The organism is Metabacillus lacus (genome assembly GCF_009674805.1).
Taxonomy (GTDB): domain Bacteria; phylum Bacillota; class Bacilli; order Bacillales; family Bacillaceae; genus Metabacillus_C; species Metabacillus_C lacus.
Window position 1 is genome coordinate 1 of sequence record NZ_WKKI01000056.1, and the last position, 19,338, is coordinate 19,338.

A 19,338-nucleotide genomic window follows, 5' to 3' on the forward strand; every position below is an offset into this window, starting at 1 on the left:
ACACCTTTTGTTCCAACGACAGAGACAGCAATATTTGTCAGTGCATATGAGAACCATTCCGCCCGGCTTTTCGCGTCATCGTTCACGACATCCCGTTCCCAAGATTCTGTGAGGCCATCCCACATAATTTTGACTGTATCAACTGGATGGAGGATGGAGTGGATTATGCCGTTTATAAAATCTTCTGGGTTTGTGCCAATTCTCTTATAGTCGCCAATAATCTGATAACCTGCAATGCGGGCAATACTACCTTTTTCGTCCATTGAGCCCTCATCAGCTTACTATAGTAATTTTTCTTCATTTTAAATAACGCAGAAATGAAGTTAATTGACATCCATCCACTACATTTTACTAGTACAACCATATTATAGAATCTATGCTGATTATCATCAACGATGTCATGTAACCAAAGGATGCCCTTTTATTCTTCCAATTTATAAATGAAATGTATAACAAAAATAGGTTATCCTTATATAGATGGTCTTATTTCACCTAGAAACTGAAATACTAGGAGGGTAGATAATTGTGTGGAAAAACTTACTCGTAGATATAAAAAAAGAACTAAGTAAATATGGCCTCGCTTTGAGAGAGCCTGCAACCAGTCAAGAAATACAAACACTACAACAAAAATTATTCTTACATTATAATAGCCTTGATTTGCCTACAGAATATAAACAATTTTTAATGAGAGTTAACGGGTTGGATTTCAATGGCTTAGTTATTTATGGAGTTGATAAGAATCTATTAGAAACAAAAGCAGAAGAAGAGATTCATGGTTTTATTGAAACCAATGAGTTATGGCATGAGAATGAATGGCAAAAACAGTTTGTGTTTTTTGGGGATTCTGATATAGCACTGTATTGTTACGATTTAAACCAAAAGGTTTATATGGAACTTGATAAACCCTCAGGTACGATTATAAATACTTTTTCTGACTTTGAATCAATGCTGGAAGATGCATTGAAAATTAGATTAGAGTAGAGATTTTAAAATAGTGGTAGCTGGTTGTCAATTGGCATGATTCAGTTTAATCCAACAGCCACAGTGGGTAAATATAGAATTCACTTGGTTCCATATGGTATGTAGTGCATTCTAAATTTAAGCTCAAAATCACATGAAATTAAAATAGTCCGGGACAATGTACCCGTCCCACCGTCCCAAAAGTTGCGAAAAAATTTAAAAGGCAGGGAGAAAGCGAAGGTAAAGTACTAGGGGATGATAATGGTAGTATCTGATGAATTTTAGGTTATTTAACGAAGTGAAATTCACTAAATAGGGCATACAATTTAAAGGTGTAGTACGTGCTAAATAATTTGCTTAAACATCATATGGGGCATACAATGCTTATCTGTATTCTATAAATAATTAGCGGTTCATTCGGCACTAGGTAGCCCCTCAAAATAGAAACCTTGAAAGGCACTTTGCCAATCATGGTTTTACATTACTTTATAAAATCTAATATTGTATTTACACTTTCTTCAAAACGACTTGGGTTCCTTTCTTTAATACTATTTAATTGAGACACAATATATTTCTGAATATCATTGTTTAATGTGGGGATGATTTCTTTATAAATATTCCTCGATGGTTCACGATTTAATATCCTTTTGTGAAGTATCTTTAACCATTCCTTAGCATGAGGAAGCATTTTAGGAATAGAATCAGCTAACACTTTCAAAGAAATTTCAGAACTAACAATCTTATCATAAGACTCTATAGCATGAATTAATCCAAACATTACTTCATCATTTTCGGTTAAATCATAAAAGCCTTGACACAATATTTCTATATTTTTGACATCTTCCATGTCTAAAATATTTTCTATAGATTTTTCAAATTTTTCTACTTCACTCTCATCTCTTAATAAACGATTATTCTTTAATTCGGTAAGTTCGACTAAAATGTCCAACTTTCCCCACCTCCCTATTGCCTATCAAAAATATTTGGGTACTTTGTTCTATTTAATTTTATTACTTCCAATAGTCCTGAACGTTTCTCTGGAGTATAAAGTCCTTCTTTTATATAGATATTCCTTGAATATCACGAGCTAAAGCGTCACGTGGTTCAAGGTTAAGATAGTCTTCTAATTTCTTACCAGTCATTCCGTATGTTTCAGTTTGACGGTCTCTCGGACTCGTCACCATGAATACATGGCCATCCCAAACATCTTTAACCGCTTTTCCAGCACCCGTTCCAATGCCCGTTACACCGCAGCCGAAATAAAGAAATTAAAGGTCGACATTGCGGATCGCATCGATTCATACATGGAGCAATAAAGACGGCCGCGCTTCCGTTAGCGAATGAAATCTTTTTTCTCTTTATTATCCCGTTTGGATTTTTTATGAAAGAAATAATAAACAAGGAGTATAATAGATGCGGTCATAATAGAGAAAATAATGAACTTCACCAGTTGTTCATCCCAAACAAAGTAATATGTAAAAATCAATATGCCAATAATACTTACAATTTGCAGTATACGATAGAATATCCTTTTATCCATAATTACCCTCTCCTTTTTATGGATGTACTATCACGGAGTGTTATTTTAATGATAGAACAGAACCAATAACATCACAAGCCATATTGATGACACGCAAGAAGTCACGACGAAGCTCAAACGTCAATTAAACCAATTTACAATATCAATGGCTTGAAGTAGCTCTCAAACTAACGAAATGGCGAAATAAAAAAGTGAAGAAAGGTGAACGAAAGCTTAAAGAAGGCAAAACAAAAGGACAAGCAGTATGCATAATGAGAAGGCATGTGAACATTGTTGGTCTAATAATTCCATTAAGCCATTGACCAAAAAGTCATTTGGGTCTTTCTTATGGATACTGTAAAATGGCTTTCCAATGCTCTTAATGTCACAGCCGTATTTCTTTAGCTCTCGTTGAATCAGTACCTTGACAATATCTGACCGCCATAATCGACTGAAACAATGTGCTCATTTTTGCACTTTATTTCAGAATCTGGGAAAGCCCCAGACAAAAGTTACCGAATTTAGGGGTAGAGAAAACTGAAGTTCAAACGGTAATTATCCGGAAATGACTGGAGTGCCTGGAAGCATACACCCAATTCCGATCAACACATTTATAAGAGGACGTTGAAGAATAAAAGAAGTTTGACAGTGAAGAACTTACAAATAGAATTGAAGGACTATTTTCCATTGATAAGGAAACTGTGGATGCATCAGCCGACACAGCGTTGACAAAGGAAATGAGCAATAGGGATTTTCAGGATATTGTGAAACAAATTAAGGCTATAACAAAACAATAATGGTAGAAGTAAAAAAGAAAGGTTGCAGGAAAGTCTCTTGCAATCTTTCTTTTTTACATTACGATTCATTTCTTGATTCATTTCTTTTTTTCCAGTATGAACAGCTTCCCATCCATTTCATAAAGTAGCGATTCACTATTTTCTGTATGCTGATAGAGTGGTGTCCCCACTTCCAGGCTATTACTGTCGAAGTTCACTTCCTCCGATTCTCCTTCAACATCCAGATCAACAATATTCCGTTCCACTTCACCTAGCTTTTCTCCCTTAACATCTTCTGTCGCCTCTGTACTCGTGATCTCGTAATTGGCTCCAATATATTTTACAAACTCATAAGCCCATGATTCCTCCTCCCCACTTGATTGCTCTTTATTCATATTCTGTTCAGGAGCACAACCTATCATCATGAAACACGTCATGATTGTCATTGCAATTTTTTTCATATTTTCTCTCCCCTTTCTAAACCTTGATGGCTTATGCCTTTCATGGTTTTTTTAACGAGGCTACTTAGTGCCGCATTAACAACATGTACTTACAAGAAAGTGATAACCCCTATCTCCAGTTAAAAGGATTTTCGGGACTTGAACAAAAAAGAGCCCTCTTAGTATGATACGGGATGTCAAATCCGACCTTTTTTAATTATCACCAGAAATTCTATCATCTAGCTTTTCTCTATCTTCAGCAATTTGTTCATACGAACTGATAAGGTTACTAATATAATCAATCTGAACTTGTAGCCCCCTTACTTATTAAAGCATCCCTTGTTTTCTTAAAAACTTTTAATGCATCTGTATCAAAATAATCACATTCTAGTACTACTTTATTAATTAGGTAACCCATTCTGCTGCCCACATTTCCGTCATAAGCCATAAATGTTCTGGCTGTCGGCCCTAAATAGGCAGTATCGCTTCCCCAATCACTTGATTCTAAACCGATCCCTCCGATAACCTCACGAGCTTCAGGATACTTACTACGTACTTCTGAAATGTTTCGTGCATACATGGTTGCCCCAAAGTAAAAATTACCTTCTTGATAAACGACAAAATTTTTACGGCTCTTTTGACTGGACGCACTTCCATTATAGTCATAGTTTTTTCCTGTGCCCTGATCTTCATAGGACCAGGAGATGGAATCACCACGGCTAGGAGGACTAGTGTAATCATCAACGAAAAATCCCCCATTGATTCCTGAATAACTTGTTTGTGAGATAGGTTTTAGAATTCGTTCAGGCTTAATGTTATTCAGGGGTGTTTCTATCACTTTTACCTTAAATTGCCCAGAACCAACAATAACGATTGGCTCAATGAAAGTGTACAGGTTTGCCATTTTACATCATCCTTTTAATAAAATTAAGACTTGTGTGCCGTCTCAATACTTAAAGGGAATTTGTTTTATAAAAATACAACCATTCAATTTAATTATTTTAAAATGTGCTCTATATTGTGAAGTCTAAGGACTCGACAAAGCTGAACTAAAAAAACAAGAAGAACGGAATTTTTCCAGTTCTTCTTAAAGACCAAAACATACTCAGTTTTAGGTGCTACCTAAACGACCCGCATAAGGCGATGAATTACCTACTGCTTTTTATGTATATTTCCGACGCCTAACCCCTTGTTTAAATAAAGCACGCTTACAATGAGTATTTATATCGTTTTGGCCTCAATGATACTTTTGAGTCTATTTATTATATTTATTTCTGTATCAGTACTGTGTATATTTCTTTTATTTCTTCTGACAGCCTCTTTTGCTTCTTTCAGGCAAGCGATTGCAAGCTCTTTCTGATTATTCATTAGATGATTAAAAGCATCTAATTTTAACTCTAGTATTAAATGGTCTGTTGAGCTTTTCCTCTCAGTTTTTATCCAAGAAGTGCCATTTTTGTTTTTTTCGTTATTGGCTAAAGTATATGAAGCATATAAATAATAGGATCTGAGCTCTTCTTTCAATGGCCCCTTGATAGTCTTTTTATTGAAAAATGGGGACAATAAATTAAAGCATTTTTCATATGCTTCACTTAAGAAATAATATGTAGATAGTTCATATATTAGGTAGGTAGATAGTTCCTCATGTAACCTATTTTTTTGTTCAAATGATACCAGACCTTCTATTTTTTTCTCTAATTGAGGTAATTCGCTAAGATCGTTTACCTCCTTGTTAAATAAAAGTTTATAGGAGAGTTTTAATAAATAGTAATAAACCTCGCTGGTTTCATTGTTTTTTAAAAGGACTTTTATCGCCAATCCATCTGTATAATATATTCCTTCAGCTTTTAATGGGATTAAAGCTATAAAGGCGATTAAAAGATGAGAAATTAACAGGAGAATCCATAGTGAATTTCCAGATACCGCTAGTATAATGGAGCCCATTACCGCGACGAGCAAATTAGCGAGACTACCAGCAGCTAAATATTTAGGATATTCTTTTATGAACTTATTGTATGAGTTCAAGTGTGGAAGCATAACACATTGGCCCCAATTGAAGTTCCGTTTATTAATTCTAATCTTCTTTTTACCGTTCTGATTTTCTATAACAAGAGGTCCGAGATGTAATATTTGAAATTCATAACCTAGATATTTCTCAGCGATAAGATGTCCAACTTCATGAATAATTAATGCTGAGTACATTATAAAAAGGATAAATAGAATGATTAATACATATCGTCCCCAGTCAAATACTTCGTTCCAAGCACTTACCTGTAGGTTATATACTAGATTAACCGTCATTTTCCTATCGGACCTCCCTTCCGGAATTACTTATCTATTAAAAACACTTCGGTTTTCTCGTTGTTTAATTATATTATCAACATAAGATTGCAAAAAATCGTGTTCGAATAATCCATTTTCGTGCCAGTACCTTGGTTCCGCCATTGTTAGGGGTAATGATTGATACATTTTCTTATACGTTTGAAAGCTTAGTTCTGCTCGATTATCCACTTCCACTTCCCTCAGATTATTGGCAAATTCATAAATTTCATCAGCCAGCCCATCTAAATAGCTATCTCTTAATGGAGAATTTGTAGTAATGCTTCATTTATCAACTACGTTTAACCCCATAACATTAGCCACTTTTTCTAAATAGTCAGAAACAATGTTGACCCCATTGGTGTCAGCTGTAGCCATAACGATACAAGGCTTGCCAGCTAATCTGAAGAGATGCCCCCAATATGAAAGCCGCTCGACAACGGCCTTCATATCCTCTTCTAGATTTTTTTAATATCTTGAATAATTGCTCCATTATTCTGTCTGATAATAGATTAATCGGTAAATATTACCTGTTATTACGGTTTGACTTTCAGGTTTATCTACCTTAAAATTTGGCAGTTTCACGCTTGTGGCCTAGGTTGCTCTTGCTTCACTAAAAACAAAAGCACCTGTTGCCTAAAAGTCAACCAAGTGCTTTATTGTTTACTTTTCTTCAAATCCCTTCATTCTCTCTAATCTATCTAAATTTAGCAGTTCTTTGTTTTGATTAATATATTTATATTCAAAATACTTTATTCTATCTGATGGACCAAATTCACTTGCATGCCAATTTGTATAATCAAAATGCACGTTTAATTTACCTGTATCATTAAATATTAATGTCACGGAAAACTAAGGATCTTGGTCATTATCAGTAAAAACTTTTTGGAGATCAACAGTGAGGTGAAATAATTTATGCAGTTCCTTATTATAAGCCCTCTTATCTACACTATATAATCTTGGAATATAATGTGAAAAAATTTGTTGTTCCTCACCTTTTGGCGTAAAAAAGAAGAAAACTCCACCTTCTCCCTCCTTAACTTCACCATTAAAATAGAAATTTTCCCATTCAGTTGGAATCATATCATTAACCTGTTGTGCGATTTCCTTTTATAACTCGTTTAATTCTGTTTCCAAACTCATCAATATCGGCCTCATTTAGATAGCAAAGTATCGTCCTGATAGGGAGGGACAATGTCTGAACTGACCCCCCCGTCCCACTCAGCCCATCATTTTAATATGTTCTTTATCACTTTCGTTTACTTGCAGCATCCAGTTTATCAGCTGCTTCCGATCTACCAATTTTACTTGATTTGATCCAGCTAGTTTCTTTGCTTGGTCTGTAAAGAAGCTATTAGTTATGACCCAGCACTCATCTGCATTGTAATGACTTTTTGCTGCAGCTATCTCTTGAACAGCTTTCACTCCTACATTTTTCTTGTACCTTTTCGCTTGAACAATAATTTTCTTTCCATTCGTCGATAAGATTAGGTCTGCACCGTAATCCCCGCTTGCTGGCGTCAATTGCACGTGATATCCCCTGGCTTTTAATAAGGCGTGAAGATATTCTTCAAATTTTCTGCCCGGCATTTTATCAACTTCTAAAATGCCTGACTTCCTAAGTTTACGTTCCCTCATGGCTTTACCTATACACGCAAAAATTAAGAAGCCCCCAAAATATACTAGTATCCCTAAAGTTAGCAAAGGCTCAGCTGTAAACAGAGACTTAAGTATCTCAAAAGCCAGCTTAAACACACTGAAAAAATTCAATTCCATTTAACTCTACTCCTGCTCTTTTTAGTGAAAATCCAAAACACTGATCTGTAAATTGGTTGTATAGGTAACGGTCTTCAACTGTAACTAAAACCCACAATTGAAAATAAAACAACATGCCTATTATCGATACCCACTTCCCCCACCCCACATTTCACGGCCGCCAGTGTGTCCAGTCCCTTCATGAAGATCTTGATCTACCAATTGAAGCACTCCCGGCTGTTCTCCATGATGACTTTTCCAAACTTACGAAAAATCACCATACCAATTTCCTCCATATATAGAATAGTAAAATTATACCATTTTACTAGTTTTTGGAATAGTACTTTATGATTGATAACATTGGTTTGAAGAAAATCTTTGTTTTCCAGCTCTCTTTCATGAATAAGACTTGCCGCTCTTTATATGGTGATAAATAAATGGCAGTACACGACACCTGTCCTTGTGTGCCATATGTTGTAAAGTAATGGCTGGACGTAGAATCACTGCCTCTGCTGAAAGTTATCAATTTTGAGGACAAGTTAGCCTTCAATAGAAAAGCTTTCTCCCCATCTACCTAATGTGGCGTGAGTCCTTTTACGGCCACACAACCCTTGCCAGGAATGAAGTGGATGCACCTTTAACCTTGTAAATATTGGCGGGACAATGAACCCGTCCCTCTGTCCCAGAACCGTCACTCTGTCCCAAAAATAGATGAAAAGGCCTATATTATCCACTAATTCCCACTAGGTATAATGTTTGTAAAGAAGTATTTTACAATTTTATACAAAGGTGGGCGGTACATGTCGAATCAGCGTGTCAGTATAGAAGAAGTTCATGCCTTTTACGAAGAACAATCTTCCATTAACAAAGAGATTCGTGAAAAATTAAATAGGATTAAAACCAATATCGACTCTGTTCAAAACCTGAACTCGTTCAAAGGACAAACAGCGGAAGCAGCTAAAGCCTTTTTTACCGAATACCACGGAACAATGCTGGATGCCTTTCAAGGATTATTTGCTCAGTTAGACATAACCTTAGCCGCTCACATTCAAGCATTTTATGATAATGTAGACTCAAGCGAACAGGCATTGTTAAACAGAGACTACATAGAGGATCAGGAAGAACAGATTGGAAATTACGATGATAAGTTAGAAGGAATAGCGAAGGGAATTTCCCAGCAGATTGAAAGCGTTGCAGATATCACAAGTGCAAGCGCGCCATCAGCCGGGGATATGAGAAGCAGTGCTGATGACACCCTGCAAGTTACTACTAACCTAAAACGCCATTATAATCAGTTTACTAACAGCGGAAAAGGAGATCTGTCTTCCATTCAATCCATGATGGAAGAGATATCTGCCCTGTTGTACAAAGCCCGAAACGGACCGATGAAAACGCGGAGCCCTGATTGGTTCAGTCAATATTTGCCAACCATTCAGATGGAGCTGGCCAAGGCAAAGAGCACCCCTGCTTTTACAACGCTGCTCTCTGTAAAAAATGTGGAGCCAGCCGAGGTGCAGGGTGAAAGTTGGACTACTCAGGAACACTTGTCTGAAGAAAGGTATCTTAAATCAGCTCAGCGCTGGATGGATACCCTGCATGTCGTCAACCCAAATGACATCGAGATGTACTTCTCTGAAGCATACCAAAAAGTTAAAAGAATGCCTCTCGGATCTCCTTATGTCACCGCTGTAAAGTACGCCACCATGGCCTTTGTGGAGTCAAACATAAGAAAAGATATGAGGAATGCCAAAATAAAAATGGATATCCTTGCAGGAATTAAGACAGGTGTTGGAAATGCGTTCACAGACATGTGGGACGGTCTTGTGTATATGGGCACAAACCCAGAAGAATTTATAAACGGCATAATTCACTCCATCCTCCATCCAGTTGATACAGTCAAAATTATGTGGGATGGCCTCACAGAATCTTGGGAACGGGATGTCGTGAACGGAGACGCGAAAAGCCGTGCGGAATGGTTCTCATATGCACTGACAAACATTGCTGTCTCTGTCGTTGGAACAAAAGGTGTGGATAAGGTGGCCACAAGCGTGAAGCTGCCAAATTTAAAGGTAGAGAAACGTGAAAGTCAAACCCAAACCGTGATGCAGCCTGCACTGGCAGGAGTGCCTGGAAGCATGAATCCATTTCCGTTCAACGTATTGGACTCTAATGCGTTTTGGTGAGATTTGAAGAGCAGTGTGATTGTGAGGTTTGATGGAGATAGTAAGGTTGTTAATGGTCCGGTTAAAGGCAAGCATTTAGGTGATGCACCGCGAATTAAAGAAGTTGCAGTAAATTTTAAAAGAAATGATAAACATGACTCTGAAGAGTTTGCTAGATAATTGAAGGACCAAGAAAGAGGTATGAATGAACTTACAGTTGATGAGTATATGAAAAATAGAGATAGATATATTACTGAAGGCAGAGCACTAGAAGGTAATGCAGCTCTGAAAATGGCTAGACAAGAAGCACTTAAAGACAAAATTGCTGAACTGCGAAAACAAGGACTTTCCAGAGTAGATGCGACAAAGCAAGCTACAGAGTGGCTGGAAACAAAGGCAGCACTTCATAATCCAGATCAAATAGCTGGAGGAAGAGCAGACATTATTGGAGGTATGGGAGATAAAAGAGTAAACTCCTCGATAGGTTCGCAATGGAAATATAGAATAGATATTGTTGATGAACAAATTAAGGGAATTGCAAAGAATATGTCACCTGAGCAGTCAAAGAATACTTATCTAAATGTAAGATTAACTCAATAATCAAGGAGGGGCATGTTAGTTGGAAACTATATTTAACGATTTTATTAAATGTGAAACAGTTGATGAAGGTGTTCTTCTAAAATATACAAATAAAATTCCCGAAGAATTAATGGAGATATGGAGAAAATACGGTTTTGGTACTTTTGTAAACGGTTTTTTAAGAGTTATTAACCCTGAAAGTCATTTAGATGTTCTAGAGAGAAGCTATCTAAGGCATGAGCAGGCCATTCCTATTTTTACAACAGCAATGGGTGATATTATAGTATGGGAAAAAGATAAGTATGTAAATTTGTTAAACTACAAAAAAGGATATGTAAATGTTGTTTCATCCGGGTTTGAATTCTTTTTTGAGGACTTAAAAGATAATCACTTCATGAATGATGAATTAAAGTGGCAGCCTTATCCTGAAGCGATTAATAAATACAGTGCCCCTGACTATGATGAGTGTTTTGGATACACACCTTTATTGGGTTTAGGTGGAGCAGAAAGAGTAGAGAATCTAAAAAAAGTCAAACTGAGGGAACATATTCTTATTATCACTAACTTTATGGGCCCACTTCAGTAATGATTACGAATATAATAAGAAATTAACCGTACGTAATTGATTGCCTTATTAGGAATCAAATGTGGAAACGGAAAAGAAAGAAAAGCAAAGATACGATACCTGGATTACATATAATCAATATTAGTGAGAACACCTGATGATTTTATTTTTGAGAAGGTTAAATTCAAAGGGAAAGTCGTTCAAGTCATTGAAGGATGGTGAAACACAGATAATACTTGCTGTGAACAATGATTACAACGCAATTATCTTTGCTCAATTTGACTCTTCCATTATTAGTTCAAGAGTATTAGAAGATGATAAAATCACTATTTTTGGTAAATAATCTGGTTTGATTATGTATGAGTTAACAAGGGGTGAAAGTATTTCAATTCCTAGTGTTGTTCTTGATAAAATTGATTTTTAAATTAAGAGGATTGTCTATTTATGAGAAACAACTTCCACTAGTAAGCCGAATCCTTATTAGTCCCACCATGGCAAAACACTAAACAAATTAGTAAAGGCAACTGATTAATCCAGTTGCCTTATTGGTTTTTTTAGGACGGAGGGTTCATTTCATCAGCAAGATACATGAAGGACATATACCTCCATAATCTGTCTCTTTTACTAATGCTAACAGAATAAACCCAGAATGTTTGTCATAGTGACTCCCTAAAAGGGCCTTCTAGCATGACGATTATGAGTTTCCTAAATATTGAGAACTGCGGGTGATTATGTGAAAGTGTTCGAGGACTATTTTTCAGAATTACAAACAGATATGGTCGCTATTTGTTTAGAATATGTCGATAATCAAGCAGATGAAATCTTTATTTATTGTTCATATGAACCTAAAATGTATGTTTTTGATTTCTTCTATAAAATTAATGGAAAGATTGTTCATAAACATCTACTCAACGAGGCTTCAAAAGACTTAGATAGTCCACATGATCAAGTTTACGATTTTTCCGAAGAAAGACAGAGTGCTGCATTAAGAATAGGGAAAATTTAGAGCTTATTCATGAAAAATGTGAAGAGTTTAATAAACATATGCCAACAGAAATGAAATTACATTATAATGCAAAGAATAACAGCTTAAAAGGAAAATATAGTTATGATTTAATTTATTCGATTGATGAAGAACTATTACCTGATGATATCTTTGAGTTATGGTTCGAAGAAGTGAAGCAGAAAAATTTGTAAAACTAGACCTTGTTTGGCTTAAGCCTTTCAAGGTTTTTTTGCAGTCAAACTCATGTGGGATGGCATCTCGAATAGGGTGCCTGACCCCCGATAGGATAAAGCGTTAATGCGTTAAAGCATATCGAGCAAAAGAGCCCAGCTAACACTAAAGTTAGCTGGGGCTCTTTGTAAGACAAAGATAGTCTGTTACTGTTGTCCTCACTCAGGATGAAGAGTGGTAACCTCGTTGGCACTTGCTGGTGTAGTTCCTGTCACTAGGTGGTAAGAACGATGTTAAACATGGTTCTGCTTACGTTGTAGAAATGTACTAACTCTGCCATAGTATCACCAAAGAATAAAGCTTACTAATAAGAATCAGTCGGGTACCGCTGCAAAGTACGCCACCATGGCCTATATGGAGTCAAACATAAGGAAAGATATGAGGAATGCCAAAATAAAAATGGATATCCTTAAAGAATTCGGACTGTTGGAAATGTCACAGACATATGGGATGGTCTTGTGTATATGGGCACAAACCCAGAAGATTTTATAAACGGCATAATCCACTCCATCCTTCATCCAGTTGATACAGTCAAAATTATGTGGGATGGCCTCACAGAATCTTGGGAAAGAGATGTCGTGAACGGAGACGCGAAAAGCCGGGCGGAATGGTTCTCATATGCACTGACAAATATTGCTGTCTCTGTCGTTGGAACAAAAGGTGTGGACAAGCTGGCTACAAGCGTGAAGCTGCCAAATTTAAAGGTAGAGAAACGTGAAAGTCAAACCCAAACCGTGATGCAGCCTGCACTGGCGGGAGTGCCTGCATATGGTTATAAGATCCCATACAATACATTTAACTCAAATACCTTTTTGAGCGATTTGAGAAGCGGTTTGACTGTGAAGTTTGCTTGGGATGGTGGTAATAAGGGGACAGTTGGTCCAGTTAAAGCAGGTAAGAATGATGCCGGTAAAACTAATGTTGATGAATATAGGAACAAATCCAATGTGTCAAAAACTGAAACAGCTCCTATCGTCGGAACAAAAGGAGTGGATAAGCAGGTAAAAGGCAGCAAACAGTCGAGTACAATTAACGAAGAGACAATACCTGAAGTTCAAACCGCCAGGCAACTGGCAGTTTCGGGAATGCCTGAAAGAATGAATGATATTCCTTATAACACATCTATTGAAAATACGGTTTTGAAAGATTTAAAGCCCAATGTGAATGTGAAGTTTGATGGTGATGGGGGTAGTAAGAGTACTAAGGGTACGGGTGAAGCTACTAGGCTTATTCCTGGAACTCCCGGAAAAGTAACAGGAGGAAGTTCTACAAAACTAGGGAAAAATATGTTTGAAGAAATGGGTTTGCCTAAAACTACAAAACGAACTCCTTATCAAGCACAACATATTATTCCTAAGGAATTTAGAAGTCATCCTGTATTACAAAAAATAGGCATGGATATGGACGATGCCTCAAATGGATTTTTTCTTCGAGTTCCAGATGCAGATGTTAGTGTAACTTCTAGACATAAAGGATATCACGCAGTTTATAGTAATTTTGTGAGAGGAAAATTGGATGAAATAGATATTAGACAAGATATATCTATAATAGAAAAACAAGTTTTTGAATTGCAACAAAAGTTAAGACTACTTCAAGAAAAGGGATTACCACTATACATGAAGGATAATTACCTTGAAAATGAACTTAAAAGGATTAAGGAAATTGGAATGGAACAATACAAAAAAGAAAGAATGGACAAAGAGGTTACGACCCCTGTATGGAAAAGAGGAGGAGGGGCAACAGTTGACCTTTGGGAAAGGTGGTATAATAAGTAATGGACTATGGTGTATTTAATAATTTAGTTGAAGAGGTAATTCGGTTCTCGAAAAATTTCCAGAGCGAACTTACTAATAATATTTCCAATAAAATTGTTATTATTAATGATATAAAAAAAGCAGAGCATTTAGCTTATGATGAGATTTTTGGCGAGGATGAGTATAATTGGAAAGATATCAGAGAATTGGAAATGAGTGAAGTTTGGGGTATTTATTACGCAATGTCAGAAAATGAAAAGCCTAAAGGATTGGAAGGATTATTAGAAGTTATTGCTGATAATGTGAGAAAAAGCTCATTTAAATATAGTATATTTTATAACGATGTTGTAGCTGACCTTACTAATTGTGCCATTAATAGAGCGATAAACGGAAAGAGTAGTTCTTTTTTTGAAGAATTGTTTGAGATATATCAACTCGGTGCTTTTCCTTGCGGTTGGAATGGTGATTATCCAGAAGGAGAAATTGTTGCTTTTAAATTGGATTAATGAGTATATTGCCTGAGAGACTAGATGAAGTTCTAGGAGAAGAAATATATAAACGTGAAGATAGCAATCTAGTACAGGATGCTTTAATAAGGCTAGGTGTAAACGCATCGGATACTTTCCAAGAATTTTATGTCCAGTATGCAGGACCTTTTTGGGAAGAGCATTTACCCTTTGAATTACTAGATATAGCAGATGAAGAAAACAATATTGAATCATACACACTCATTTCTAGAAAAGAACATGGTTTTCCGAAGCAATATCTGGTTTTAAGTGAAATGTCAGCAAATGCTGTATTAGTACTGGATACTGTAACAGATAAAGTTTATATAGTTAATTTTGAGGGTGGAGATGAACTACTTAATTTTCTGCCGTATTGTAGTCATCAAGTCCTCCTTGCTTATTCCACGCTACAACTGGACACTCATTATTCTCCATATTGCTTGTATCTAAACAATAAGCATATTCATCTATATCTTCCAGAGCTAAAGGGTAAACAAATTCATGAAATACACCCAGTTAAGTTTGGTGGAAGTCCCACTGATAGTGCTAATATAATCCCGTTAAGTCCGAAAGAGCATGCTGAAGATACAAGATACTGGAACAACCTTATGCGTAATCTTAAAAAATAACTACCTTGTAAAAGGGAGATAAGAATGGATGAACAAATTAAAGCTTTATTAAGTCAATTTGAACTAAATGAACCAGTTACAGAAAACAATATTAAAAAGGTTGAAGAACTACTAAGTATAAACTTTCCACAAGAATATTATGACTTTCTTTTAATTTCTAATGGTGGAGAAGGAGCAATTGGTCAATCATATTTAGTATTGTGGAAGATAGAGGATTTAATTGAATTAAACGATGCTTATGGGGTAGAAGAGTTTGCCCCAGGTTTATTAATCATTGGTTCTGATGGTGGAGATACGGCTTATTGTATTGATATAAGAAGTGACATTAAGCCATTTGTACAAGTGCCTTTTATTGGATTGGCTACATGCCATTCAAGGTTTTTTACTTTATTTGAATCAACCACTGTTAAATAGACAAAAAGAAAATGATTTGAATGAAAATCGAAAGCTCATGATGGTTGTACCGTCATGGAGTATCAATTTAATACTTGGATTGGCTGACAGGAACGAGAATTAGGCGAGATGACATTTTACATGGTATGGGTACTTATGACATGGAATGGCTAACTAACTAACGAGAGCGTACAAGCTCGTGGCGATAAACAATAGGTAACGTGACACCTTCACAGATTAATCCAAAGATTGAATTTGAAGGAATTAGGGGAGAATCTTTAAGTACGCTTAAACCGCCACCGGATCCTAAATTGAAAGGCATACTCGATTAGGCTGGTATAAAAGGTATTCAATACAAAAATGGAGTTCCTGATTTTTCCCCAGTAACAAAAGCACAGGTAGAAATTAATCATATGGTAGGTGGCACTGGTGGAAATGGTTCAGCAGCCAGACGTCATAATTTCACTCAAGCTGATGAAAAATTGGCTGAGCAATTGAATAATTCTCCTGAACTAGCACATAAGTTTGGAATGGTACCTGGTGAAATAACATGGAAGCAAAAAGAGAAATATAGACGTGCAAATAAGTTAACTTGGCATGAATTGAATGATTTAAAGACAATACAACTTGTACTGACAGAAATAAACAGCAAGTTTGGACATCTTGGTGGAGTAGGTGAAATAAATGCGGGTGCGTTTATGCCAGGTGGATATGCTAGTAAATAATAAAGGAGAGATTTATAGTGAAAATAAATGATGAAATTTTTGGCGAACTTGAGTTTAATAATTATGATTGGATTGGATATAAAACATTGAGTTTTTTGGGAAAGAAGTTAAGGTGGCATTAATAGTTAGGGGAGAGGATGATGGTCAGTTTGAGGAAGAACAATATGTGGCATATAAATTTTTAATAGAAAGATGGTTACAACAAAGTATATTGGAGCCAATATTAGAATATTATAATCAAAAAAGATATGAACTTGGTTACGATGTTGAAAAAAACGAAAATTACCCTTTAATAAATACAGTTAATCAAATACTCGAAAAAATTACTTTAGTTGGAATTTTTGTGCCGGATAATGATCTTAGCGATTTTCTTGATATAGGACTTACGTTTGACTGTACATGGGATATGGAAAATGGATTAGGCCTTTGTCTAGTGAAAGGCGAAGTAACTGAGGTTGGTTATCAAAGTGTTGTACTTTAGCTAATGGTGTCAATTTATCAAAAACAAAAAAATTTAGTCATTCAGGATATATGGACTGATAAAATAAAGGCTATAGTTAAAGAAAAGGTCATTTTGAGTACGCACTCCATGATGAAATTATCACCATGCAATACTTTTTGCAATGATAAGGAATATGAAACGTAAGGTATGTTTTAACGAGCTCTTATAGGATTCGTAAGTTTAACGTAACAGATTTTACAATATATATATGGTTTCATACTTTTGCTACAACATCTATAAATCTGTGCAACTTTAAAAACACATGAGAACTTAAAGCGCTTGACTGTCGACTAGGCAATGAGTGCTTTTTGTGTTAAAAGATAGAAAGGAGTAGGGAAATTATAATTTTATAAGTGTATTAATTATTATTTCTATAGTTTCTAGCAAGAGCTGTGGTAAAAGTAGCAGATGACATTGTCGAAACGCAAGACTCGGAGACCAAGTCGCAACGTCAATCAATAACTTGGTACCATAAGGTAGGGATACTTATGATACTGCAAAACCCACAAACTAAAGACAATGAGAAAGCTCGTAATGCTAAAGGTGGTAACGGTACGGATACATAAAGATAGTGAATAATAAAAAGTGAAGATTTATGAGTGGGACAATAAGAATGTGATTTGTTTGAGAATCGAAAGCTCATGATGGTTGTACCGTCATGGAGTATCGTTTTAATACTTGGATAGTAAGAAAAGTACGATAAATAGGCGAGATGACATTTTATATGGTAGGGATAGTTATGACAGCCGAAGTTAAAGGTAGAGAAATCTGAAAGTCAAACCGTGATGCAGCCGGCAATGGCGGGAGTACCTGCATATGGTTATAAGATCCCATACAATACATTTAACTCAAATACCTTTTTGAGCGATTTGAGAAGCGGTTTGACTGTGAAGTTTGCTTGGGATGGTGGTAATAAGGGTCCAGTAGGTCCGGTTAAAGCAAGTAAGAATGATAAGAGTAATACTAATGTTCATGAACCAATAAACAAATCAAATCTGTCAAAAACTGAAACAGTACCTGTTGTTGGAACAAAAGGGATGGATAAGCAGGTAAAAGGCAGCAAGCAGTCGAGTACGATTGACGAAGAGTCAATACCTGAAGTTCAAACCGCCAGGCAACTGTGGCAGTTTCGGGAATGCCTGAAAGAATGAATGATATACCCTATAACACATCTATTGAAAATACGGTTTTGAAAGATTTGAAGCAATTAAGTTTAAAATATCCTAATCTAAAAATCGCAGTAACATCGGAAATTGATGAAAGCATTAAATTAACTGGTAGGCTTAATCTAATAATTAAAAATGGGAAGTATGTTGACTAGTTGGAGGTTAATTATGGCTAATACTAACTTTAGTAGTTTAACAGATGATGGTAAAGTAATATTATTTCTTGGACTTTCAGAGAAAGTTTTGTCGGTATTTTCTCAAAAGGAAGATCAAATTTTAGCTCAGGAAATTATACATAAATGTTGGGAGTGGCTAAAATATAAAGAAAATATAGGAGATAACCTTTATGAATTATTAGATAACGAGGAAAATGGTATAACAATAATTCAAGAGATGTCAGATAATGAAACAGATGTAATGGCTTGGAACTGTGTTATTGATGCAGTTGCTTATACTAGTAGGAAAGCATTTGAAAGAGAAGGTGTCAAATATTATCCAGAACCAATTGCTTTAGTAGATGATACATTAGTAGACCATTTTATGGATTGTTTTGAAGGATGTATCGAGAATTCAGATAGTTATATTCAAAGAATAAATTCTTTATTGGATGATTATAAGAATGGGAATACTGAGAGTGATTTGCGCACAGAAGTTTTAAGTGTAAATAAGTGTAAATAAGTGTAAATAGGGTGCCTGACCCCCGATAGGATAAAGCGTTAATGCGTTAAAGTGTATTGAGCAAAAGAGCCCCAGCTAACACTAAAGTTAGCTGGGACTCTTTTTACCACAGTACTTTTACCAACCTGATATTCCCATAGTTTATCCCTTTTAATATAATTGATAATATTGAGTCTGGTTAAAATTCCCATATAAAGCTACAATAATAGTATACCAAACCAGCAAGGAGAATGGCATGCTATTATTCCTAAACTTTCTTAAAAAGAAGAAGAACGTGACCAAACCAGAACAAGTTATTATACCAGCTTCAAAATCCCAAAAGATTAATGAAGAGGTTGCTACTAGAAAAGGTGAAATAGGAGAATACAAGATTGATATTCAACTAGACCAGCTGCCAAAGGATTGGCGCTACTTGAGCGATCTACTCGTAGGAAATCCCAAAGGGAGATCAGGTTATTCCCAAATTGACCATGTGGTGTTAACCTCATACGGCATCTTTACTATTGAAACAAAAAACTATCAGGGAACCATCTATGGCGGGAAAGACCGGAAAACGTGGTTGGTTAATGGAAAGTTTAAAATGATGAACCCTTTTGTGTAAACACTCACTTTTTTCCCTCAAAAAAACGGGTGTTTTTTTCATATTTTTCCGGCAGACAAAATTTATCCTTCT

Annotated in this window: 20 protein-coding genes and 9 pseudogenes; 16 read left to right on the forward strand and 13 right to left on the reverse strand. The window is 35.9% G+C overall.

Going from position 1 to position 19,338, the window contains the following annotated elements; translation table 11 throughout:
* Positions 1 to 263 (reverse strand): annotated as a pseudogene (locus GJU40_RS18100) (hypothetical protein); the annotation flags it as partial.
* 262 nt (positions 264 to 525) lie between these two features.
* Between GJU40_RS18100 and GJU40_RS18105 the strand changes: the two are divergent.
* A complete protein-coding gene (locus tag GJU40_RS18105; protein WP_343031615.1) occupies positions 526 to 981 on the forward strand; it encodes a YrhA family protein in 456 nt (151 codons plus the stop codon).
* Between the two features lie 460 nt (positions 982 to 1,441).
* On the opposite strand, the gene GJU40_RS18110 is transcribed toward GJU40_RS18105, so the two are convergent.
* The 11 genes and pseudogenes from GJU40_RS18110 to GJU40_RS18160 all read right to left on the reverse strand — a co-directional run.
* Positions 1,442 to 1,909: an Imm30 family immunity protein gene (locus GJU40_RS18110; RefSeq protein WP_154309468.1), complete on the reverse strand. Its 468-nt coding sequence runs from the start codon at positions 1,907 to 1,909 to the stop codon at positions 1,442 to 1,444.
* A gap of 109 nt (positions 1,910 to 2,018) precedes the next feature.
* A complete protein-coding gene (locus GJU40_RS21305) occupies positions 2,019 to 2,144 on the reverse strand; it encodes a hypothetical protein (protein WP_281350743.1) in 126 nt (41 codons plus the stop codon).
* Positions 2,145 to 2,293: 149 nt separating this feature from the next.
* Positions 2,294 to 2,500 (reverse strand): hypothetical protein, encoded by a 207-nt coding sequence (locus tag GJU40_RS18120; protein ID WP_154309469.1) that lies wholly within the window; start codon positions 2,498 to 2,500, stop codon positions 2,294 to 2,296.
* Between the two features lie 273 nt (positions 2,501 to 2,773).
* Positions 2,774 to 2,932, reverse strand: a pseudogene (locus GJU40_RS21105) (recombinase family protein); the annotation flags it as partial.
* Between the two features lie 421 nt (positions 2,933 to 3,353).
* The gene (locus GJU40_RS18130; RefSeq protein WP_154309470.1) at positions 3,354 to 3,716 is read right to left on the reverse strand and encodes a hypothetical protein; all 363 of its coding nucleotides are present in this window, start codon (positions 3,714 to 3,716) and stop codon (positions 3,354 to 3,356) included.
* A 277-nt stretch (positions 3,717 to 3,993) separates the two neighbouring features.
* Positions 3,994 to 4,599 carry a hypothetical protein gene (locus tag GJU40_RS21110; RefSeq protein ID WP_246188425.1) on the reverse strand — a complete coding sequence of 202 codons (606 nt, stop codon included), beginning with the start codon at positions 4,597 to 4,599 and terminating at the stop codon, positions 3,994 to 3,996.
* Positions 4,600 to 4,916: 317 nt separating this feature from the next.
* A complete protein-coding gene (locus GJU40_RS18140; RefSeq protein ID WP_170289449.1) occupies positions 4,917 to 5,996 on the reverse strand; it encodes a site-2 protease family protein in 1,080 nt (359 codons plus the stop codon).
* 303 nt (positions 5,997 to 6,299) lie between these two features.
* Positions 6,300 to 6,464: a flavodoxin family protein gene (locus tag GJU40_RS18145; RefSeq protein ID WP_154309472.1), complete on the reverse strand. Its 165-nt coding sequence runs from the start codon at positions 6,462 to 6,464 to the stop codon at positions 6,300 to 6,302.
* Positions 6,465 to 6,677: 213 nt separating this feature from the next.
* Positions 6,678 to 7,118 (reverse strand): annotated as a pseudogene (locus GJU40_RS18150) (immunity protein YezG family protein).
* Between the two features lie 117 nt (positions 7,119 to 7,235).
* Positions 7,236 to 7,790, reverse strand: a complete 555-nt coding sequence (locus GJU40_RS18155; RefSeq protein ID WP_246188426.1) for a restriction endonuclease — start codon at positions 7,788 to 7,790, stop codon at positions 7,236 to 7,238.
* A 120-nt stretch (positions 7,791 to 7,910) separates the two neighbouring features.
* A pseudogene (locus GJU40_RS18160) lies at positions 7,911 to 8,009 on the reverse strand (HNH endonuclease); the annotation flags it as partial.
* Positions 8,010 to 8,569: 560 nt separating this feature from the next.
* On the opposite strand from GJU40_RS18160, the gene GJU40_RS18165 reads away from it, so the two are divergent.
* The 8 genes and pseudogenes from GJU40_RS18165 to GJU40_RS21410 form a co-directional block, all read left to right on the forward strand.
* The gene (locus GJU40_RS18165) at positions 8,570 to 9,952 is read left to right on the forward strand and encodes a T7SS effector LXG polymorphic toxin (protein ID WP_170289450.1); all 1,383 of its coding nucleotides are present in this window, start codon (positions 8,570 to 8,572) and stop codon (positions 9,950 to 9,952) included.
* A 21-nt stretch (positions 9,953 to 9,973) separates the two neighbouring features.
* Complete coding sequence (locus GJU40_RS21115; protein ID WP_246188427.1) at positions 9,974 to 10,111, forward strand: hypothetical protein; 138 nt, start codon at positions 9,974 to 9,976, stop codon at positions 10,109 to 10,111.
* Positions 10,112 to 10,531: a polymorphic toxin type 15 domain-containing protein gene (locus GJU40_RS18170; RefSeq protein WP_281350744.1), complete on the forward strand. Its 420-nt coding sequence runs from the start codon at positions 10,112 to 10,114 to the stop codon at positions 10,529 to 10,531.
* A gap of 19 nt (positions 10,532 to 10,550) precedes the next feature.
* The gene (locus GJU40_RS18175; protein WP_154309474.1) at positions 10,551 to 11,096 is read left to right on the forward strand and encodes a T6SS immunity protein Tdi1 domain-containing protein; all 546 of its coding nucleotides are present in this window, start codon (positions 10,551 to 10,553) and stop codon (positions 11,094 to 11,096) included.
* Between the two features lie 712 nt (positions 11,097 to 11,808).
* Positions 11,809 to 12,272 (forward strand): annotated as a pseudogene (locus GJU40_RS18185) (DUF600 domain-containing protein).
* A gap of 1,206 nt (positions 12,273 to 13,478) precedes the next feature.
* Positions 13,479 to 14,087 (forward strand): AHH domain-containing protein, encoded by a 609-nt coding sequence (locus GJU40_RS18190; RefSeq protein WP_343031617.1) that lies wholly within the window; start codon positions 13,479 to 13,481, stop codon positions 14,085 to 14,087.
* A complete protein-coding gene (locus tag GJU40_RS18195; protein WP_154309476.1) occupies positions 14,087 to 14,572 on the forward strand; it encodes a hypothetical protein in 486 nt (161 codons plus the stop codon). Before GJU40_RS18190 ends, GJU40_RS18195 begins: the two co-directional genes overlap by 1 nt.
* Positions 14,572 to 14,931 (forward strand): annotated as a pseudogene (locus tag GJU40_RS21410) (SMI1/KNR4 family protein); the annotation flags it as partial. The gene GJU40_RS18195 and the pseudogene GJU40_RS21410, both read left to right, overlap by 1 nt.
* On the opposite strand, the pseudogene GJU40_RS21120 reads toward GJU40_RS21410, so the two are convergent.
* Positions 14,930 to 15,058, reverse strand: a pseudogene (locus tag GJU40_RS21120) (SMI1/KNR4 family protein); the annotation flags it as partial. The pseudogenes GJU40_RS21410 and GJU40_RS21120 sit on opposite strands and share 2 nt — an antisense overlap.
* A gap of 167 nt (positions 15,059 to 15,225) precedes the next feature.
* Here GJU40_RS21120 and GJU40_RS18210 point away from each other — a divergent pair.
* From GJU40_RS18210 to GJU40_RS18240, 7 genes and pseudogenes are all read left to right on the forward strand, one after another.
* Complete coding sequence (locus GJU40_RS18210; protein WP_154309477.1) at positions 15,226 to 15,615, forward strand: SMI1/KNR4 family protein; 390 nt, start codon at positions 15,226 to 15,228, stop codon at positions 15,613 to 15,615.
* 197 nt (positions 15,616 to 15,812) lie between these two features.
* Positions 15,813 to 16,319: pseudogene (locus GJU40_RS18215) on the forward strand (HNH endonuclease); the annotation flags it as partial.
* 17 nt (positions 16,320 to 16,336) lie between these two features.
* Positions 16,337 to 16,800: pseudogene (locus GJU40_RS18220) on the forward strand (DUF6985 domain-containing protein).
* A gap of 908 nt (positions 16,801 to 17,708) precedes the next feature.
* Positions 17,709 to 17,972 carry a hypothetical protein gene (locus GJU40_RS18225; protein ID WP_170289451.1) on the forward strand — a complete coding sequence of 88 codons (264 nt, stop codon included), beginning with the start codon at positions 17,709 to 17,711 and terminating at the stop codon, positions 17,970 to 17,972.
* The gene (locus GJU40_RS18230; protein ID WP_154309479.1) at positions 17,957 to 18,142 is read left to right on the forward strand and encodes a hypothetical protein; all 186 of its coding nucleotides are present in this window, start codon (positions 17,957 to 17,959) and stop codon (positions 18,140 to 18,142) included. The genes GJU40_RS18225 and GJU40_RS18230 overlap by 16 nt, the downstream gene beginning before the upstream one ends.
* 13 nt (positions 18,143 to 18,155) lie before the next feature.
* Positions 18,156 to 18,665 (forward strand): Imm6 family immunity protein, encoded by a 510-nt coding sequence (locus GJU40_RS18235; RefSeq protein WP_154309480.1) that lies wholly within the window; start codon positions 18,156 to 18,158, stop codon positions 18,663 to 18,665.
* Positions 18,666 to 18,939: 274 nt separating this feature from the next.
* Positions 18,940 to 19,266, forward strand: a complete 327-nt coding sequence (locus tag GJU40_RS18240) for a nuclease-related domain-containing protein (protein ID WP_343031616.1) — start codon at positions 18,940 to 18,942, stop codon at positions 19,264 to 19,266.
* Positions 19,267 to 19,338: the final 72 nt, after the last annotated feature.